The organism is Flavobacterium sp. CBA20B-1, from assembly GCF_028473145.1.
GTDB lineage: Bacteria > Bacteroidota > Bacteroidia > Flavobacteriales > Flavobacteriaceae > Flavobacterium.
In genome coordinates, this window is record NZ_CP092370.1 from 20,362 (window position 1) to 40,149 (window position 19,788).

17 protein-coding genes are annotated in these 19,788 nt (G+C 33.5%); 7 read left to right on the forward strand and 10 right to left on the reverse strand.

The genetic code is table 11. The annotated features are described in order from the left end of the window. Positions 1-21: 21 nt before the first annotated feature. Positions 22-2,130: a TerB family tellurite resistance protein gene (locus MG290_RS00100; RefSeq protein WP_264561925.1), complete on the forward strand. Its 2,109-nt coding sequence runs from the start codon at positions 22-24 to the stop codon at positions 2,128-2,130. A 202-nt stretch (positions 2,131-2,332) separates the two neighbouring features. Then, positions 2,333-2,482: a hypothetical protein gene (locus tag MG290_RS00105; protein ID WP_264561926.1), complete on the forward strand. Its 150-nt coding sequence runs from the start codon at positions 2,333-2,335 to the stop codon at positions 2,480-2,482. Between the two features lie 323 nt (positions 2,483-2,805). Here the strand turns inward: MG290_RS00105 and MG290_RS00110 are convergent, their stop codons facing one another. From MG290_RS00110 to MG290_RS00125, 4 genes are all read right to left on the reverse strand, one after another. Further along, the gene (locus MG290_RS00110; protein WP_264561927.1) at positions 2,806-4,950 is read right to left on the reverse strand and encodes a M3 family metallopeptidase; all 2,145 of its coding nucleotides are present in this window, start codon (positions 4,948-4,950) and stop codon (positions 2,806-2,808) included. Positions 4,951-5,047: 97 nt separating this feature from the next. Then, positions 5,048-5,575: a YceI family protein gene (locus MG290_RS00115; protein ID WP_264563220.1), complete on the reverse strand. Its 528-nt coding sequence runs from the start codon at positions 5,573-5,575 to the stop codon at positions 5,048-5,050. 11 nt (positions 5,576-5,586) lie between these two features. Further along, positions 5,587-6,303, reverse strand: coding sequence for a pirin family protein (locus MG290_RS00120; protein ID WP_264561928.1), 717 nt, complete (start codon positions 6,301-6,303; stop codon positions 5,587-5,589). A 108-nt stretch (positions 6,304-6,411) separates the two neighbouring features. Then, positions 6,412-6,993, reverse strand: coding sequence for a Crp/Fnr family transcriptional regulator (locus tag MG290_RS00125; protein WP_264561929.1), 582 nt, complete (start codon positions 6,991-6,993; stop codon positions 6,412-6,414). Between the two features lie 98 nt (positions 6,994-7,091). Here MG290_RS00125 and MG290_RS00130 point away from each other — a divergent pair, with 98 nt between their 5' ends. Both MG290_RS00130 and MG290_RS00135 read left to right on the forward strand, forming a co-directional pair. After that, positions 7,092-7,541, forward strand: a complete 450-nt coding sequence (locus MG290_RS00130) for a GNAT family N-acetyltransferase (RefSeq protein ID WP_272585772.1) — start codon at positions 7,092-7,094, stop codon at positions 7,539-7,541. Positions 7,542-7,554: 13 nt separating this feature from the next. After that, the gene (locus MG290_RS00135; protein WP_264561931.1) at positions 7,555-8,898 is read left to right on the forward strand and encodes a L,D-transpeptidase family protein; all 1,344 of its coding nucleotides are present in this window, start codon (positions 7,555-7,557) and stop codon (positions 8,896-8,898) included. On the opposite strand, the gene MG290_RS00140 is transcribed toward MG290_RS00135, so the two are convergent. Further along, the gene (locus MG290_RS00140; RefSeq protein ID WP_264561932.1) at positions 8,887-9,708 is read right to left on the reverse strand and encodes a murein L,D-transpeptidase catalytic domain family protein; all 822 of its coding nucleotides are present in this window, start codon (positions 9,706-9,708) and stop codon (positions 8,887-8,889) included. The genes MG290_RS00135 and MG290_RS00140 overlap by 12 nt on opposite strands. 181 nt (positions 9,709-9,889) lie before the next feature. Between MG290_RS00140 and gpmI the strand changes: the two genes are divergently transcribed. The 3 genes from gpmI (at position 9,890) to MG290_RS00155 (ending at position 13,064) form a co-directional block, all read left to right on the forward strand. Next, positions 9,890-11,413: a 2,3-bisphosphoglycerate-independent phosphoglycerate mutase gene (gpmI, locus tag MG290_RS00145; RefSeq protein WP_264561933.1), complete on the forward strand. Its 1,524-nt coding sequence runs from the start codon at positions 9,890-9,892 to the stop codon at positions 11,411-11,413. A gap of 61 nt (positions 11,414-11,474) precedes the next feature. Continuing rightward, a complete protein-coding gene (gene map / locus MG290_RS00150) occupies positions 11,475-12,296 on the forward strand; it encodes a type I methionyl aminopeptidase (protein ID WP_264561934.1) in 822 nt (273 codons plus the stop codon). A 3-nt stretch (positions 12,297-12,299) separates the two neighbouring features. Next, positions 12,300-13,064: a class I SAM-dependent methyltransferase gene (locus MG290_RS00155; RefSeq protein ID WP_264563221.1), complete on the forward strand. Its 765-nt coding sequence runs from the start codon at positions 12,300-12,302 to the stop codon at positions 13,062-13,064. Positions 13,065-13,149: 85 nt separating this feature from the next. Here MG290_RS00155 and MG290_RS00160 read toward each other — a convergent pair whose 3' ends face one another. The 5 genes from MG290_RS00160 to tatC all read right to left on the reverse strand — a co-directional run bounded on the left by MG290_RS00160 (position 13,150) and on the right by tatC (position 19,787). After that, positions 13,150-15,468: a GumC family protein gene (locus MG290_RS00160; RefSeq protein ID WP_264561935.1), complete on the reverse strand. Its 2,319-nt coding sequence runs from the start codon at positions 15,466-15,468 to the stop codon at positions 13,150-13,152. Beyond that, the gene (locus MG290_RS00165) at positions 15,468-16,244 is read right to left on the reverse strand and encodes a polysaccharide biosynthesis/export family protein (protein ID WP_264561936.1); all 777 of its coding nucleotides are present in this window, start codon (positions 16,242-16,244) and stop codon (positions 15,468-15,470) included. The genes MG290_RS00160 and MG290_RS00165 overlap by 1 nt, the downstream gene beginning before the upstream one ends. 5 nt (positions 16,245-16,249) lie before the next feature. After that, positions 16,250-17,821 (reverse strand): polysaccharide biosynthesis protein, encoded by a 1,572-nt coding sequence (locus MG290_RS00170; RefSeq protein WP_319800348.1) that lies wholly within the window; start codon positions 17,819-17,821, stop codon positions 16,250-16,252. A gap of 414 nt (positions 17,822-18,235) precedes the next feature. Continuing rightward, entirely contained in the window at positions 18,236-18,976 is a 741-nt protein-coding gene (gene lptB, locus MG290_RS00175; RefSeq protein ID WP_257499376.1) for an LPS export ABC transporter ATP-binding protein, read from the reverse strand. A gap of 10 nt (positions 18,977-18,986) precedes the next feature. After that, on the reverse strand, positions 18,987-19,787 hold the full coding sequence (gene tatC, locus MG290_RS00180) for a twin-arginine translocase subunit TatC (RefSeq protein WP_264563223.1): 801 nt from the start codon (positions 19,785-19,787) through the stop codon (positions 18,987-18,989). Position 19,788 lies beyond the last annotated feature (1 nt).

Genomic DNA, 19,788 nt, shown 5'->3' on the forward strand with positions numbered 1-19,788 from the left:
CCATCATATAATTTAAAAAAAATGAAAGAAATTATTAAACAGGCAATTATTGACACGCATTTTTACGATTCAATGCAAAAAACGAATGTTTTTGAAACATCCAAATTTATGACATTTGAAAGTATAGAATTGTCTAAAACTGATAATATTGAATTACGAAAACAGCATGAATTAATTGATGAAGATGAATTTTTAATCTTGTTTTATCGTGAATTCTATGTGGGAGGAGATTTTTGGACAGCAAACAGAACATATACGTACTCGACTATTTTTCTTGAAAATCGAATTTCATTTTACAAACAAGAATACAAACACGGTTCGGGAGTAGAAAATGAATGGAGTTCGGAGATCTTCTATAAGGATATAGAAAGTGTTGAGGTTTACGATAAATACATTCGCTTCTTTTACACTAAAGAACATATAGCCGAACTAAAAAAATATTGGAGTTCTGAAATTAAAAATGAAAAAGACAGCAATCTTCGCAAATTATGGCAAGATAATTATGATAATTGTGAATATTGTGAGCGAGAACCTAAATATTTTGGTTTGGAAAACTTCAATTATAAAGATCCAATTGAACCATTTTTTATAAAAATAAAAGAAGGAATAAGTTCTTTAGAAAATGATTACGAACAGTCAAAAGAAAACTATCAAATTGCAATAAACGAAGCTTTCGAAGCGGAAGATTATCAAAAAGCACACAGCATTTTAGAAGAATATAATTTTTTAGAAGATTATTATTTTTTTAAATATGATTTGGCATATACATTTTCAATGTTAGATGAAGATGTTAAAGCTGTTGAGGTTTTAAATATCTTAATAGAATCAGCAGAAGAGCAAGAAGTAAATTATTGGGCAGGTAAAGCAAAAATGTTTAAATCAACATTTCTTGAAGCTAGTGGAGATTATTATGATGCTTTACAGCTTTTTAATGATGGTTTAAAAGGTTATGAAGATAAAGAAAGCTCAGGATATTATAGCGAAGAGCGTTCAAAAGAATTATACACAAAATATTTAGAAAGTTTTAAAGAACTTCCTTATAAAGACCGAAAAGTAATTTACATAACCAACAGTACCGAAAAATACAAATCGGATACTTTAACAGTTTTGCAGGCAAATCATTTACCAGATATTAGTTTTCCTGCTCATCATCCAATTAACAACGAAACCTACATAGGGCATCCGTACAATAACAATTTGTATATACCAATACAGAATTATGATAACGAATTACTGATAGATAGAATCAATGAATTTTGCTATTTATTGCAATGCTTAGGAGCAGAATCAATAACAATTGAAAACATTAATAGTGATAATAATTCCAAGCAAACCAATCATCAAAACAATGTTAATGTAGGTGTATCAAGCTTAAAAGCAGGTATTGAAGTAGATAATAAAAATACTCAAAAAAAATCTTCCGAAAATCAAATCAGCTTAAGAATTGGAAGAAATCAAACATTCAATCCAACAAAGTTTCCGTATATACCTAATGATTTAACTTGGTTGACAAACGAAGCAGGATGGCAACGTTTAATAAAACAGCGGTTAGGAGGAAGTTTGTTAGAACACAACGAGTTTATGTCTTCAAACCAAAGTCAAATTTTAAATACCAATGAAATAAACGATTTAAAAGTAGATTTAAAAGTTTTCTTTAACAAAGCCAATGTCAATGTAAAAAAAGATATTGATGCAGAGATAAAAAACAGTTCTTCTACAGAATGGAAAGTACAAGTAAAATTTAAACCTATTGATCAATTTGTACAACAAACGCTTAGTGATGCTATAGAGTTTGAAGAGTTACCCGTAACAACAGGGAATAATAATGAAGTGGAATTTATAGAAGAATATAAATTTTTAATCGCAGACGGCGAACTTTCGGAAAGAGATCAAAGAATTTTAAACAGACTGCGTCAAAAGTTGAATATAACAGAAGAGCGAGCTTCTGAGTTGATTACTACATTAAATAATTATTCTGATAAAGAAAAAGAACTGATAGAAGAAATAAATTTTATGTTACAGGATGGGGAAATCAGCGAAAGAGAAGAACGAATTTTATTACGTTTAGCAAGTAAAATAGGTGTTCCTCATGAGAGATGTTTAGAGCTTATAAAAAATATGAACAAGTAAGATAGGAGATTTGGATAAAAATTTTAAGAATATAGAAGTAATTGAACAATTTATTGATTAAAATAGTATTGACTCATTACGTAATGAGAATATAGTATTTGAATTTTCAGGAAGTGTGTTTTATTATAAAAACAACAAAAGTTTAGCTGAATGTAATTTTAGAATTACAAAAGAAAATAATAGATATATTTTATATTTAAACTTGGGAGACTTAGATACTAAAGAATATCCGGATAGTTTTTGGTCTGACAAACAATCTTTTAAACTCGAATCTAATAATAATTTAATAATAGAAGCTGAAGCTCCAGCCCATTCTAAAATAGGAAAATACAAAGTGAATATCATTTTATAAATCCACCCGCAAGCTCCCCGCTTGCGGTTTTTTTATCTAAAACTTGCACAAACAAAAATAAAAAACTAATTTAAAGCACTCTAGCTGTGAGGAATACAAGATAAGCTTTGAGGAATACAAGATAAGCTATTAAGAATACAAAGAAAGTCGGTAGCAACACAAGATAAGCTTTGAGGAACACAAGATAAGCAGTGAGGAATAGAAGATAAGCCTTGAGGAACACATGATAAGCAAACAACCTTTTTTCATCTAATAGTTAGGAAAAGACCGTTTCAGATCAAAAAACTCCCGATTATAAATCGTTACAATCGGGAGTTTTCTTATTAATTCAAACCTCGTTTTTTAAGCAGCGGTTCAATGGATGGGTCGGCACCGCGGAATTTTCTGTAAAGCTCTGCCGGATCTTCTGTACCTCCTTTTTCTAAGATATTTTTTCGGAATAATAATGCCTTTTCCGAATTGAATAAACCGGATGTTTTAAAAGCTTCAAATGCATCGGTGTCTAGAACAGCACTCCATATATAGCTGTAATATCCTGCAGAATATCCACCTGAAAAAATATGGCTAAAATAGGTACTGCGGTAGCGAGGAATAATTGCATCAACAAGTCCTATTTGCTTCATTGCGTTTATTTCAAAAGTGTTCACATCGTTTTTAATTTCTTCGGTAGCCGTATGGTATTGCATGTCTAAAAGCGATGCTGCTAAATATTCTGTAGTAGCAAAACCTTGATCAAAAGTGCCGGCTTTTTTCATTTTTTCAATTAATGCATCCGGAATTACTTCGCCTGTTTTATAATGCTTTGCATACATTTTTAGCACTTCGGGTTCTGCAGCCCAGTTTTCCATGATTTGTGAGGGAAGTTCCACAAAATCTCGCGGCACATTGGTTCCTGCTAAACTTTTGTAATTTACGTTTGATAACAATCCGTGCAACGCATGACCAAACTCATGGAAAAAAGTGGTTGTTTCATCAAAAGTCAATAAAGACGGCGTTGTGGCTGTGGGTTTTGTGAAATTACAAACAATAGAAATCACAGGTTTTTTGCGTTTTCCGTTTTCCATTTGTTGGTCGCGATATGAAGTCATCCAAGCACCACCTCGTTTCGATTCGCGCGGATGCATATCCATATATAAAACACCTAAACTTTCTTTATTGTTGTCAAATACCTCCCAAACGGTAACGTCTTCATGATATTTGGGAACATCTTTTAGCTCTTTGTAAGTCAATCCCCAAAGCTTAAAGGTTACGTCGAAAATTCCTTGACGCACATTTTCTAAACTTAAATAAGGCTTCAGTTCTTGTTCGTCTAAATCAAAACGCTCTTTGCGAATTTTTTCGGCATAATAGCGCCAATCAGCTGGCGACACATCTTCGTTTAAACCTTCTTGGCGCATTAAACTTTGAATATCGGTAGCCTCTTGTTTGGCTTTGTTTAGTGCAGGTTCCCACAATTTCATTAAAAGCTTATTAACTGCATCTGGTGTTTTTGCCATGCTTTCTGCGAGCACATACTCTGCATGGTTTTTGTAGCCAAGCAATTGTGCTTTTTGCATGCGTAAGTTGGCAATTTTTAGTACATTTTCTTTATTGTCGTTTTCGTTGTTTTGATTTCCGCGCATTTGGTAAGCATTCCAAATGGTTTTGCGCAATTCTCGATTGTCGGCATATTGCAAAAACGGCATCACGCTTGAGTTGCTCAACGTGAACACCCATTTACCTTCTTTGCCTTTTGCTTTTGCTTCTTCGGCGGCTACTTCGATTAATTCATTGGGCAAGCCTGCTAAGTTTTCTTTTTTATCGATAACTAATTCGTAATTATTGGTTTCGTTTAACAAATTATCGCCGTATTTTAAAGATAAAACTGATAGTTCACTGTTCCATTTTTTTAGCTTTTCTTTGTTTTCTGCAGATAGATTGGCACCACTTCTCACAAAACGTTTATAGGTTTCATTCAACAACATTTGCTGTTCTGCAGTTAGTTGCAAAGTTTCAGGTTTTGCGAATTGGTATTGATTGTAAATCGTTTTTACTTTTTGATACAAGGCATCGTTTAGATAAATATTGTCGGTATGTTCCGAAAGGGTAGGAGCCATTTCTTGTGCCAATTTTTGCAAATCGTCATTTGTATGGGCACTTGTTAGGTTATAAAGAACCGTGGTTACTTTGCTTAATGTTTCGCCTGATTGATCAATAGCCACAATCACATTTTCAAACGTGGGTTGCTCTTTGCTGTTTGCAATGGCTTGAATTTCTTTTTCGTGATCCTTAATGCCCTCTATAATAGCAGGTTTAAAATGGCTGTTTTCTATTTTATCAAAAGGAGGCACTTCAAATGGTGTGTTCCATTCGGCAATTAAAGGGTTTTCTTGTCCTGATGTCATTACGGTATTTTGCTTTTTATCACAAGATTGCTGTACTGCTGCACCTGCCAGCAAACACAACAAAATAATTGTTTTACGATTCATTATTATTGTTTTTTGGCAATTTACTAAATCTATCGGCATAAAAAAAGTACAATCTGTTGAAAGATTGTACTTTAGATAAAAACAATTAAAATTAACTTTACTTTTGTTCTATTAGCTGAATTTCAGCGTTTAATTTTACTTCTTCACCCACTAAAACGCCACCTGTTTCTAAAGCCGCATTATAGGTTAAACCAAAATCTTTGCGGTTTATTTTTCCTTCCAAGTTTAAACCTACTTTAGTATTTCCCCAAGGATCGGTCATTAAACCACTAAATTCTGCGTTTAGCGTAATGGGTTTTGTCACATCTTTTATTGTTAAATCGCCTGTGATTTTATATTCGCTTCCGTTTCCTTCAATATTTGTTGATTTAAAATGCACTGCAGGGAAATGTTCCGCATCAAAGAAATCGGCACTTTTTAGATGGTTATCTCTGTCTGTATTATTGGTAAAGATAGAATTTACTTTTGCTGCAAACTGTAAGTTGGCATCTTTTAAATCGTTATCAAAATCAATTTCGGCAGTATAATCGTTAAAATATCCTTTAACGTTTGTAAACATCATATGTTTCACTTTAAATCCAATTTCGCTGTGCGATGGATCAATAGACCATTTTTTCATAGTTATAACATTTTAGATTAGTTGTAATTCATGGGAACTTCTATTATAAGAAATTCACTGGTTGTATTAGTTTTAATCTGGATTTTTTGAGTTTCCGAAATACCAATGGCATCGCGTGTTTCCAAGGAATGACCATCCACTTCAATAGATCCATTTAATAGAAATAAATAAATTCCGTTGTTTGCTGGATCTTCCACAGCTACTTCAATAGATTGGTTTTCATGGAATTTACCCATTTTAAACCATGCATTTTGTTGCAACCTCAAGGTGCCTTCTGCAGTTGTGGGTTGTATCAATGTTTTGAGCTCATTGTGGTTTACCACATATTCCATTTGACCATAACGCGGAGTTATATTCATTTTGTTTGGAATGATCCAAATTTGGAGAAACTTTACATCTTCGGTTTTGCTTGCGTTCATTTCACTGTGTGTAACTCCTGTTCCGGCACTCATAAACTGAATTTCGCCTTTTTGAATAACACCTTCCGATCCGGTACTGTCTTTATGGGCTAATTTTCCTTCTAAAGGAATCGAAACAATTTCCATGTTTTCGTGTGGGTGTGCACCAAAACCGTTTCCTGCCGCCACAAAATCATCGTTTAAAACGCGCAGTGCCCCAAAGTTTATCCGCTCTGGATTAAAGTATCCGGCAAATGAAAATGTGTGATACGATTTTAACCAACCATGATCGGCAAAACCTCTTGTATTTGATGGATGTAAAATATATTTTGCCATCTTTTATCCTTTCTTTTTATTGATAATGTAAAGGTATCACGGATAAATTGAATGGCGGTTAACCTATATTAAGAAATGAAATCGATGGTTTTGTTGCAGTATAGAAGTTTATTTTTTTCGCAACATATTGCTTTTCATTTTACTAAAAAATTCTGGGGTAACACCTATAAATGATGCAATATATTTTTGAGGCAAGCAGTTTACAACCGTTGGATATTTTTGTAAAAACTTCTCATAGCGTTCTTCGGCAGTCAAAGCCATTTTATCTAGCACTCGTTGCTGGTTGGCTACTAAATTATTCTCGGTTAAAATTCTAAAAAAGCGTTCTAATTTCGGCACTTTTGAATATAAATTTTCTACATCGGATTTTTGTAAAATTAAAACTTCGCATTCCTCAATCACATCCACATATAAAATCGCAGGTTTATCGGTTAAATAACTATACATATCGGCCATCCACCAGCCCGGTGTTGCAAAACTTAAAATGTGAATCGTTCCGTTATCGTCGATTGTGTAACTGCGCAAAATGCCCTTTAAAACAAAAAAAGTGAAATGTGCTTCATCGCCGGGTTTTATAAGCATTGTTTTGTTTTTATAAGTGCCGCTACTGCATGCGTTTAAAACAATTTCTTCTTCTTTTTCAGTTAGCGATACGTGTTTTGCGATACTTTGCAATAAGAGACTTTTCATAAAAACAATTTAGAATTTATTTTAGCATGATAAAAATAAGTAATATGTATGAGATATACTTATTAATTTAGTATCTTGTTTTAAAATTTTGATTTCGTATGTTAACATTCAAACAAATAAAAGTGGACGACGTTGTGGAAATGCGCCACCGCGTATTAAAAATAGGACAACCAGTTGAAACCTGTTATTTTGAAGGTGATTTAGATGAGGGAACCAAACATTTTGGTGCATTTTTAAACAACGAATTGGTGGGAGCTGTAACAATGATGTTAAAAAACACCAACACCTATAAAGTACATCCGGTGTATCGGTTAACGGGATTATCGATTTTAGCAGAAAATCAAAACAACAATATTGGTCGCAGGTTGTTGCATTTTGCCGAAGAATATATTTCTCGAAAAGGAACAGTTATGATTTGGTGTTTTGCCCGCGATTATGCCGTGCCTTTTTACAAAAAAAACGGATATCAATTAAATGTGCAGCAGGTGGTGATTCCACATATTGGTTCTCACAGAATAATGTTTAAATTTGTATCCAAAGAAGATTAGCCAAAAAATTAAAATGAACTGGAAAAAAATTATTATTGGGGCGTTGGTATTTTCTGCATGTACCACAAACCAAAATAACTTGGGCTTAACAAATGCAGAAAAAACATATAAAATAGAAAAAACATTATTTTTTGGGAAAGACAACAATATGGTTGATTTCTATACAAAAAATGATTTTGAAACCATTTGGAAAGACAGCATAAACCGCTCACAGCTTATATCTGCAATTATTGATAGCAGATACGATGCGGTTTTGCCTGAAAAATATCCATTGGCACAACTTATAAAAGCACACAACAATTATAATAATTTATCGATTGCTGAGGTTAAAAAAGCCGATATTCATTTTACAGAAACCTTTTTTAGAATTGCCAAGCAATTATCCACAGGAAAAATTAATCCAAAAAAAATGTATGGCGATTGGGAACCTTATCATCCTGAAATTGATTACAAAGAGATACTTAAAGAGTCGCTTGAAAACAACAGTATTTATGATGGTTTAGAGGAAATTAAACCTAAAAATAAATTGTATCTTTCTTATAAAAAAGCATTTGCAAAATATGTTCCAATAACCTCTAAAGACACATTGTCAGAAGAAGGGTTGTTGCGAAAAAAAGTGTGGGTGAATTTTGAACGAACCAAATGGATTCAACCCGATTTAGGCGATCATTATGTATGGGTAAATTTACCTGAATACCAACTGCATCTAATTGAAAATGGCGCAATCGTAGATACCCACAAAGTAATAATTGGCAAAAAAAGCCGTAGAACACCTGTTCTTTCTTCTACCTTTAACAGCATCATTATGAATCCTAAATGGACGGTTCCACCAACCATTTTAAAGAATGATTTAGTGCCGAAAGCAAGCGCAAATTTAGGCTATTTTGCTTCGAACCGAATGCGTATTATCGATAAAAAAACGGGCAAGCAAGTTGCTCCTGAGAATTGGAATGCCGGGAACTATAACGCATACCGATATGTGCAAGAATCGGGTAGTTCGAATTCTTTAGGGCAAATTAAATTTAATTTTCCCAACAAACACATGGTTTATTTACACGACACCAACAATCGAACCCGCTTTGTAGAAAAATACCGTGCATTAAGTTCGGGTTGTGTGCGCGTAGAAGATCCTTTTCGATTAGCTGAAAAAATTTTTAAGATCGAAGGGAGAAATATATCAAAAGCCGAAATGGATACACTGGCTGTAGAAGCAAAGACCAAAAACTTTTCGTTAAATAAAAAAGTAAACGTCCATCAAGTGTACTTGACTGCGGTAATCAATGATGCAGGCGAAATACAAATCTTAAACGACGTTTACTCTTTAGATAATAAATTGTATAAACAATTAATTCAATAAGGAAGATTTAGTAAGATAGTCTTTTTTATCGGCATGAAATATAAATAAACAACTTTCATCTTTTATAGTATTAATTATTTTAAAAGCCACTTCTTCTGGTAAAGCCGGGCAACCCAAGCTTCTACCTAAATAGCCTTGGTTTTTTCCTAAGTTTTCATTGGCGTAATCTGCGGCATGAATCACAATATCGCGTGCACGTGCATTGCTGTTAATTCCGGCTTCTAAACCATCTAAGCGCAACGAAAGTCCGTGCTTACCCATGTATGTTTCTGCAGTGGCATAAAAACCTAAACTACTTTTGTATGATTCAGGCGTATTTGAAAAATCAGTAGCATATTCTTTACCACTGTTTCTGCCATGAGAAACCACTGTTTGATAAAGAATTTCGTGATTTTTCATATCAATCACCCACATTCTGCGTTCGGTTGATGACTTTGTAAAGTCTAAAATTGTAAGAATTTCTTTTTTAATTTTTCCTTGTTCTTTCAGTTTATAGTAGCCTTTAAAAGCTGCTGTAAAACTTTGCATTTCAGGTTTTTCGAAATTTTTCTCGTTTAAATCTAAATATTCGGATAAAACCATTTTATCAAAAGCACTTAGATTGCTCTCTGAAGAAGTTTTTGAATTCTTTTTTGTTACAGCAGCAATTTCTTTCGATTTTATTGTGGACGATTTTGTAACTACTGTAACTTTCTTTTTACCATTTCCGTTTCCATTTCCATTTCCATTGTTGTCTCCATTGGGGTTTGTGGTCATTGGTTTAAACGACAATAACCCCACCATCATTATAGGCAATAGTTTAAAATTCATTGATGATATATTATATTGTTTGTAATTTGTGAACGTAAATATAAAAACTTTATTGTTAATCAAACTATTAATTGATGCTATAAGCGCAATATTTAACATTTTTTTGGAGTAAAATGTTAAAGAAATACCGTCATTTCTAAATTTCTATAAGTAAATTTGACGAATAATACGATACTTAAAAATGAACAAAAAAGTCCTTTTAATGATATTAGACGGTTGGGGAAATTCACCCGACCCCAAAGTTTCTGCAATTGATCATGCAAATACACCCTTCATAGATAGTTTATACAAAAAATATCCTTGGGCGCAATTGCGAACTGACGGTTTGAATGTTGGTTTACCAGAAGGACAAATGGGAAATTCTGAAGTAGGACACATGAATCTTGGAGCAGGCAGAATTGTATATCAAGATTTAGCAAAGATAAACCTAGCCGTTCAAAACCAAACATTGAGTGCAGAACCCGTTTTGCAGGAAGCTTTTCAATATGCAAAAGTAAACAACAAACCGGTGCATTTTTTAGGATTGGTATCAAACGGAGGGGTGCACTCACATATCGATCATTTAATTGGCTTGCTAGATGCGGCAAACGATTTCGGTTTAAAAGATATTTTCGTTCATGCATTTACCGATGGGCGCGACGTGGATCCAAAATCAGGTGCTGGTCATATTGATCGTTTGGTGAAACACATTAATAATACTTCTGCACAATTAGCCTCTGTTGTAGGTAGGTATTATGCAATGGATCGAGATAAACGTTGGGATCGTGTAAAAAAAGCATATGATTTAGTAGTAAAAGGTATCGGAATGCCTTCTCACAATGCTGTTTTAAGCATTTCAGACATTTATCTGAATGAAATTACCGATGAATTCATTGAGCCAATCATAATGGTTGATGCAGCAAACAAGCCAGTTGCAACCATTCAAGAAGGTGATGTGGTGATTTTTTTTAATTTTAGAACCGACCGCGGCAGACAGTTAACCGAGGTGCTTTCGCAAAAAAGCTTGCCAGAGTTTGGGATGGAAAAATTAAATTTATACTATGTGACTCTTACCAATTATGATGAAAGCTATCAGAATGTCAAAGTGGTTTACAATAAAGACAATGTTACCAACACTTTGGGTGAAGTTTTAGAAAGCGCTGGTAAAAAGCAAATTCGCATGGCCGAAACCGAAAAATATCCCCATGTAACATTTTTCTTTTCAGGTGGACGTGAAGAACCATTTGTAGGCGAATCCCGCATTTTATGTCCGTCGCCAAAAGTAGCCACTTACGATTTAAAACCCGAAATGAGTGCCTATGATTTAAAAGATGCTCTGCTTCCCGAATTAAATAAAGGCGATGCAGATTTTATTGTGATTAATTTTGCAAATGGCGATATGGTGGGACATACCGGCAGTATGAGTGCCGCCATAAAAGCTTGTGAAACCGTAGATATTTGCACACAACAAGTGGTAGAAACAGCTGTTTTGAATAATTACACAGTTATTGTTTTGGCAGATCATGGCAATTGCGAAACCATGTTTAACGAAGACGGAAGTCCAAATACAGCCCACACCACAAATCCTGTTCCTGTAATTATAATCGATAAAGACATCAAAGAAATTCACAATGGTGTTTTGGCAGATGTTGCCCCAACTGTGCTAAAATTAATGGGTGTTTCACAACCACCCGTAATGACCGGAAATGTTTTGATTGAAGCTTAATTGCTTTTCAAACCAATTTTCAAATGAAATTGAGTAAATTTGCACTTCAAATTTTTTTTAAATGATTGTAATTAAAACAAAAGAAGAAATAGAAATTATGCGCCAAGCAGCCTTGTTGGTTTCTAAAGCTTTAGGAATGTTGGCTACAGAAATTAAACCAGGTGTTACTACCTTACATTTAGATAAATTAGCAGAACAATATATTAGAGATCACGGAGGTACACCCGGATTTTTAGGCTTATATGGATGCCCTTGCACCTTGCTAACAAGTGTGAACGAACAAATTGTTCACGGTTTGCCAACTAATCGGGCTTTAGAAGATGGCGATGTGGTTTCTTGTGATTTAGGAGCCATTGTAAATGAATATTATGGCGACCATTGCTATACGTTTGAAGTGGGCGAAGTGGCACCCGAAACCAAAAAACTATTACAAGTTACTAAAGAATCATTATATGTAGGTATTCGTGAATTCAAATTAGGAAATAGGGTAGAAGACGTAGGTGCTGCTATTCAACGCTATACTGAGAGTCACGGATATTCAGTAGTTCGGGAATTAGTAGGGCATGGATTGGGTAAAAAAATGCACGAAGAACCAAATATGCCAAACTACGGTAAAAAAGGTCGGGGAAAATTGTTTCAAGAAGGAATGACGGTGGCTATTGAACCAATGATCAACATGGGAACCAAAAACATCAAGCAACTAAAAGATGGTTGGACCATCGTTACCCGCGACGGAAAACCTTCGGCACACTTTGAACACGATGTGGCTTTGGTTGACGGAAAACCCGAGTTACTTTCAACATTTGCCTATATCTACAAGGCCTTGGGAATAGTGTCGGATGAAGAAGAAGAGTTTCGTAAACAGCCTTTAGTTTTATCGTAAATGATTAAAAAAGTTTTTAAAACGATATTGAACACCATACCTCGCCCCATATTAATCAGGGCGAGTTATTTTGTTAGGCCCGTTTTGGCTTTTGCTTTAAAGGGCGATCGTTTTACAGATCCCATAGATGGCAAATCGTTTCAAACATTTCTGCCTTATGGTTACGGAACCCAGCGAAACAATGTGCTATCACCAAGTACACTTTCATTGGAACGACATCGATTGTTGTGGTTGTATCTTAAAAATGAAACAGATTTTTTTTCAAAGCAATTAAAAGTATTGCATTTTGCTCCCGAGCAAGCGTTTTACAAACGATTTAGAGCACAAAAAAACTTGGAATATACCACCACCGATTTAGAATCGCCTTTAGCAGATGTGAAAGCGGATATTTGTAATTTGCCATTTAGCAATGATTCCTATGATGTGATTTTTTGTAACCACGTTTTAGAGCATATTCCAGATGATACCAAGGCAATGCAAGAACTATTCAGAGTTTTAAAACCAGGTGGAATGGCAATTTTGCAAATTCCGCAAGATTTATCTCGGCAAGAAACTTTTGAAGATCATTCCATAACTGATAAAGCAGAACGCGCAAAAATTTTTGGACAATATGATCATGTACGCATTTACGGACGAGATTATTTTGATAAATTACGAAGCATTGGTTTTAAAGTAAATGCCGTTGATTACACAGCGAAATTATCAAATGAAGAAGTAGAAAAATACTGCTTGGCAAAAGGAGAACTGCTGCCCGTTTGTTTTAAATAATAGATTAAAAATCTTTCCTAATTGAAAAAGGATTCCATTAATTTTACTGGAATCCTTTTTTTATGAAATAATAAGGTGTTTTGCTTTATTTAATACCTAACATTTTTTTGATGAAAGATGTATTTTCAGCTTTGGCTCCGTATCCATATCCGTATCCATAACCATATCCTTTGGTAACATCTGAATCATTTAAAACAAATGTGAGTTTGTTTAATTTTTTGTCTTTGTATAATTCGTTTGGAATTCGAAGCATTTCTTTATCAATTTTGTTTGCTCTGACCACATAAATAGTGGCATCGGCATATTTACTAATCAATAAAGTATCGGTTACTAAACTTACAGGTGCTGTATCAACAATGATATAATCGTATTGGGATTTTAACGTATCGAAAACTTCTTTGATTTTTTTACTCATTAAAATCTCTGTTGGATTTGGAGGAATAGAACCTGAAGATAAAACATCAAAATTTTCATATCCTTCCACATTGCTAATGTATTCATTCAATGTTTTATTGTTTGAAGTTACATAATTTGAAATTCCCAAAGGATTTACTTTTAAATATTCGTATAATTTAGGGTTTCGTAAATCTAAACCCATTAATAATACTTTTTTACCCGACAGTGAGAAAGTAGCTGCTAAATTTGCAGATACAAAAGTTTTACCTTCTCCTGAGATGGTTGAAGTTAAGAAAATAACTTTGCATTCATCTTCTGCTTTTTCAGAAAGTATAAAGTCTAAATTTGTTCGAACAATTCTTATTGCTTCGGCGGCACTCGATCGGCTGCTTATTTCCATTAAATAATCACTAGTTTCAGACGTTGGAATATCGCCCAAGAAAGGAATATTTGAATTGTCGGTAATATCAAATCTCGTCTTAATTTTGGTGTCTAATAGGTTTCTAACATAGATAACTATAAATGGTACAATGGCACCTAAAACCAAAGCGGCCAATAAGATAATCATTGTCTTTGGTGCCACAGGTTTGTCTGTTACAATAGCTTTGTCAATCACTTTGGCATTCAAATCAGTAGCTGCTAATGTAATATTGGTTTCTTCTCGTTTTTGAAGTAAGAAAAGATACAAAGCTTCTTTTACTTTTTGCTGACGATCGATAATTCTGAATTCTTTCTCTTGACGAGGTACTTGTGCAAGTTTTGCTTGCATTTCGTTTTCCTGACGTTTGTAGTCGTTTTTTACAATTTGTAGAGAACTTAAATTTCTGCGTAAGCTTGCCAGTAAGTTTGATTTTAAGGTTCTGATTTGCTCTTCTAGAAGAATGTATTTACTATTTTCCGAAGTAGCACTAATCGAAATTTTTTGTTTTTCTAGGATTAATTGGTTTATTTCTTGAATAAGGCTTTCAGAACCAGCATCATCTGTAAGTAAACCTCCAGGTACTAAATCATCTTTTTTTGCTTTACTTACATGACTTATTAAGCTGTTTACAATATTTATTTTAGTTTCGTTTTCTAATACCGATTTTTCAAAAGTAGATAAATTGTCTAAATACAATTTTACCTCTGTTTCTATATCCGATAAATTGTTGGCGTTTTTATAACCTTCAACTTGCGACTCCACATCACCTAATTCAGTACCAATTAGTTTTAATCGATCCGAAATGAAATTTGCAGTATTTTCAGAAATAAAACGTTTGTCTTTAATACCTCCTAGATTATAGTTATGCACTAATGTATTTAAAAAATCAGCAGCTTTTTGTGGAGTTTGATCTACAATTGAAACATCTATAACACTTGAAGTTTTACTTGCTGGCGCCACACTTAATATGTTTCGATAATTTTCTGCTAACTGCATTTTAGGAAATACATTTACCTTAATTTCAGTTAACTTGTTTAATGTTGCCTTCTTCTTTACTACAAAAGCTCCATATTCTGTACTTATGTTTTTATTAAATGAGGCTGTTCCTAACTTTGTATCATTCACCACAGCTTCAAAATTGTTTCCTTTAATATTATGTAGTTCAATGGTGACAGGCTTAGAAATAGCATCATTATTCCACAATACTTCAATGGGTGATTTTTTGTATAAGTCTTTCTCAATAACTTCAGAAACATCTACATATTGAATGTTTAAGTTTAATGAGTCTAAGGTGTTGTAAATTAAGGTTCTAGATTTTAGAATCTCTACTTCGTTTTCTATGTTATTTTTTGAATTACCTAGTAAACCAGCTTCTGAAAAAGCACTTAACTGATTGGCTAAATCATTGCTTTTTTCATCTTTGATTAAGATTTTTGTAGCAATGTTATAACTTTTAGGGGTAAATTTTAAATAGGTAAACGCCAAAATAAGTGCTATAAAAACACTTAATACAAACCAACGCCAATGCGCTAAATACTTAAATAACTCTTCTTTTAAGTTAATTACGTTGTCTTTATCTTCTGTCATTATTTGTTAGAATTTGTAAGTATTAAAGCTACAGTTGTTAATAATAAAGAAAATGCCGATAAATATATCGAAATATTTGGACCAACTGCCGATGAGTTTACGGCTACTTTGTTTGGTTCTACGTAAACTACATCGTTTTGCTTTAAATAATAAAAGTCTGAATTGATGAAATCGGCCTTGGTAAGATCTACTCGGTGTGATGTAACCTCTCCGTTTTCTTCTCGAAGCACCAAAATATTATCACGTTTTCCATAGTTGGTAAGGTCACCAGAAAGTGCTAAAGCTTCTAATAATGTGATTCTTTCTGAATTAATTTTGTGTGTTCCTGGTCTTTTAACTTCTCCTTGAACTGTGACTTTATAATTCATAATACGTAAATTTATGATAGGATTTTTTACGTATTTAGAAATTTTAGTTTGTAAATTATTTACAATTTCATCTTTTGTTTTATTGGCAACTTCTATCTTTCCTAATGTTGGAAAATCAATATAACCTTTATCATCTACTAAATACAATTGTTGTTGTCTTTGGCCGCCACCTGCTTGATTAGAAGGATCTACCGATAAATTGGTAGTTAAATTGAAAGGTTCTACTGCTATAGGATCTTGTGCAGAAACCAAAATCATTAAAAGATCGTCTGTTTTTATTTTGGTTTCAAATTTTTTGTTAACTATTTCTGTACCTTCGATATTTTGATAATACGCAATTTTTTCTCTCGAAACACATGATGTTAGTAAATAACTTGTGATAATAGCTGGTAAAATAATCTTTCTCATAAATATTAATCTAGTTTATCAAATTCTGAATTTAAGCTTTTAAATTCGGGAACTATTTTTTTCATCGTAGCAACTGTATCGATAACTAAGAATGATGCTGCTAACTTCTTTAAATCTTCAATTTGGCTTGATATAAACTCATAATCTTCGTGTATATCTTGCGCAATCATTATTTTTTCATGATGTGTAGGCAAGGTAGTAGAACTATCGTTTAATAATTCTTCATACAGCTTCTCACCTGGACGCAAACCTACAACTTTTATTTCAATATCTTTTTCTGGTTCCAAACCGGCTAATTTAATCATTTTTGTGGCAAGATCTATAATTTTAACGGGTTTTCCCATATCAAAAATATAAATTTCGCCTCCATTACCCATCGATCCTGCTTCAAGCACTAATTGGCACGCTTCGGGAATGGTCATAAAATAGCGAATAATATCTGGGTGCGTGATGGTTATTGGCCCGCCATTTTCGATTTGCTTTGTAAACAAAGGAACCACAGAACCATTTGAGCCCAACACATTTCCAAAACGTGTGGTAATATATTTTGTTGTGTTGCCTGATTCTTTTTTTAATTTTTGGGCTAAAGATTGCACGTATTTTTCAGCGATACGCTTGCTGGCACCCATCACATTGCTTGGGTTTACCGCTTTATCTGTTGAAACCATTACAAAACGTTCTGCTTTGTATTTCAATGACAAATCGGCCATATATTTGCTTCCTAATACGTTTGTAAAAATAGCTTGCTGCGGATTCATTTCCATTAAAGGAACGTGCTTGTAAGCGGCAGCGTGATAAACAATATCAGGCGTGTAATCTGAAAATATTTTTTCTAAGCAATCATAGTTTCTCACATCTGCAATAATACAAATGATTTCTGCGGTGGTATTTGATTTGGTAATTTCTAAGGATATTTGGTGTAAAGGTGTTTCGGCTTGATCTACTAAAATCAATTTTTTGGGATTGAAATTCGCCACTTGCCAAACAATTTCGCTACCAATAGATCCTGCTGCACCAGACACCAAAATCACTTTATCTTTTATTTGATGTGAAATCTGTGTGTTGTTGATTTGGATAGGCTTGCGTTCTAATAAATCTTCAATTTTTATTTTCCGAATGTTCGAAGCAACTTTTTTCTGATTATTGATATCAGTTATTCCTGGAAGATTGTAAACTTTAATGTTGTATTTTAAGCAATCTTCAATTAAATCGATTTTTTCGTCTTTAGAAAGTGTTTCATCTGCAATAATGACACTATTTGCTCCCAAAACGCGTACCAATACAGGAATTTTTCGTGACTTTCCAATAACGGGCAGGTTCAAAATGCGATTAAACGAATTTTTTGCATTGGGGTTTATAAAACCTTTTAGTTTGTATTTTTGCGGAACTTCTGCAATAATAGCGTTGGCAATGGCAATTGCCCGCTCACCACTACCATAGATCACCGTGTTTATAAAATGATTTTGTTGCGAATATTGTGAAAAGAAATCGAAAGTAGTTTTTACAAACAATCTAAAAAGTAGTAGAAGAAAAAAACTAATAGCAACAGTGATTAACAAGCGCGTATTTAAAAACAACTTTATATCATAGATAGCATAAAATAATGTGTTTATTATATAAAGTGTAACAAAACAAGATAGCTCTGAAAAAAAAAGTTTTGTGGCATCATTTAAAGTGGTATGCCGAATAACTCCTGTAAATGTTTTGAATAACCAAAAATAGAAAATGTGAACACCAATAAGAAGTATTAGATTATAAGGTACAAAATGAGCATTTCTAATATTAATACCAATTCCATCTAAAATAAAATAACCTATTAATGCCGAAAAAATTACTATAAAAATATCTATTGAAAAAATAATCCACCTTGGTAGATACTGTATCGATCGGAGATACGAAAAATTTTTCTGTAAGTTATTTGGTACGGGCATAGTAATTTTCCAAAGGTTCTGCAAAAGTACAGTTTTTTAATTTTAAATTGAAATTTTAACTTAAAATTCCAGTTTCTTTTTTCGTAATTCAAAGTTCTGCCCTAAATAAACTTTTCTAACCATTTCGTCTTCAGCTAAATCTTCAGGAATACCTGCTTTCAAGATTCCGCCTTCAAACATTAAATAGGTTTTATCTGTAATAGCCAATGTTTCCTGCACATTGTGGTCGGTAATTAAAATACCAATATTTTTGTTTTTCAATTGTGCTACAATACGTTGAATGTCTTCAACCGCCACGGGATCTACGCCGGCAAAAGGCTCATCTAAAAGAATGAATTTTGGATCGGTTGCCAAGGCACGAGCAATTTCGGTTCGGCGGCGTTCACCACCCGAAAGTAAATCTCCACGATTGGTACGAATATGTTGCAAACTAAACTCATCAATCAGCGATTCCATTTTTGCTTCTTGTTCTTTTTTGGAAAGCTTTGTAAGTTGTAAAACCGAAAGAATGTTGTCTTCGATACTTAACTTTCTAAAAACCGATGCTTCTTGTGCCAAATAACCAATTCCGTTTTGCGCACGTTTGTACATGGGGTAGTTGGTGATATTTAGGTTATCTAAATAGATGGTTCCGGAATTGGGTTTTACCAAGCCCACGATCATATAGAACGAAGTTGTTTTTCCAGCACCATTTGGTCCTAATAAACCTACAATTTCTCCTTGGTTTACTTCAACCGAAATGCCTTTTACAACTTTTCTTCCTTTATATGTTTTAATTAAATTTTCTGCTCTTAATTTCATTTTTGGTTTTTTAAACTTGCTTTATCTGCTTTTGTACATTTTTTTTGGTGATGACTTTTGCTATTACGATGCTTCCTTCATACAAAATAATTAAGGGAATAGAAACAATCATTTGACTAATAATGTCAGGCGGGGTAACAATTGCAGCTACAATTAGAATCAAAACGTATGCATAACGACGGTATTCTCTTAAAAAGCTATCGGTAATTAGTCCCAAATAAGCTAAAAAGAAAATGATTATGGGCAATTCAAAAATTAAACCCGTTGCAAGCGATGTGGTTTTCACAAGGCTGATGTACGAATTAATGTCAATTTGATTTTCTACAATAGAACTTATTGTAAAATTAGCTAAAAAATTGATTGATAATGGTACTAATATGAAATATCCAAAAATCACTCCTAAAAAGAATAAAATACTCGATACAAAAATAAATAGTTTAGCATATTTGCGTTCTTTTTCATAAAGTGCCGGACTTATAAATTTCCAAAACTCCCACAAAATAAAAGGGAAAGCCATGATGAAACCGGCTGTTATACATGTCCAGATTAAAACAGAAAGTTGCCCGTCCATAGTTCGGTTTTGAATAACAAAGGGCAATTCGTTGTTGCAAAACGACTGATCCAAATCAAACTGTTGTGCAATTGTGCAAAAAAATTGATAGGTTGCAAAATCACCCCGTTTAGGACCAAAAATAATTACATCAAATATAAACTCATTAAAAACAACTGCAATTACCGACGTAATTAAAATAGCAATGCTGCTGCGTACTAAAAGCCATCTAAGTTCTTCTAAATGGTTTAAGAACGACATT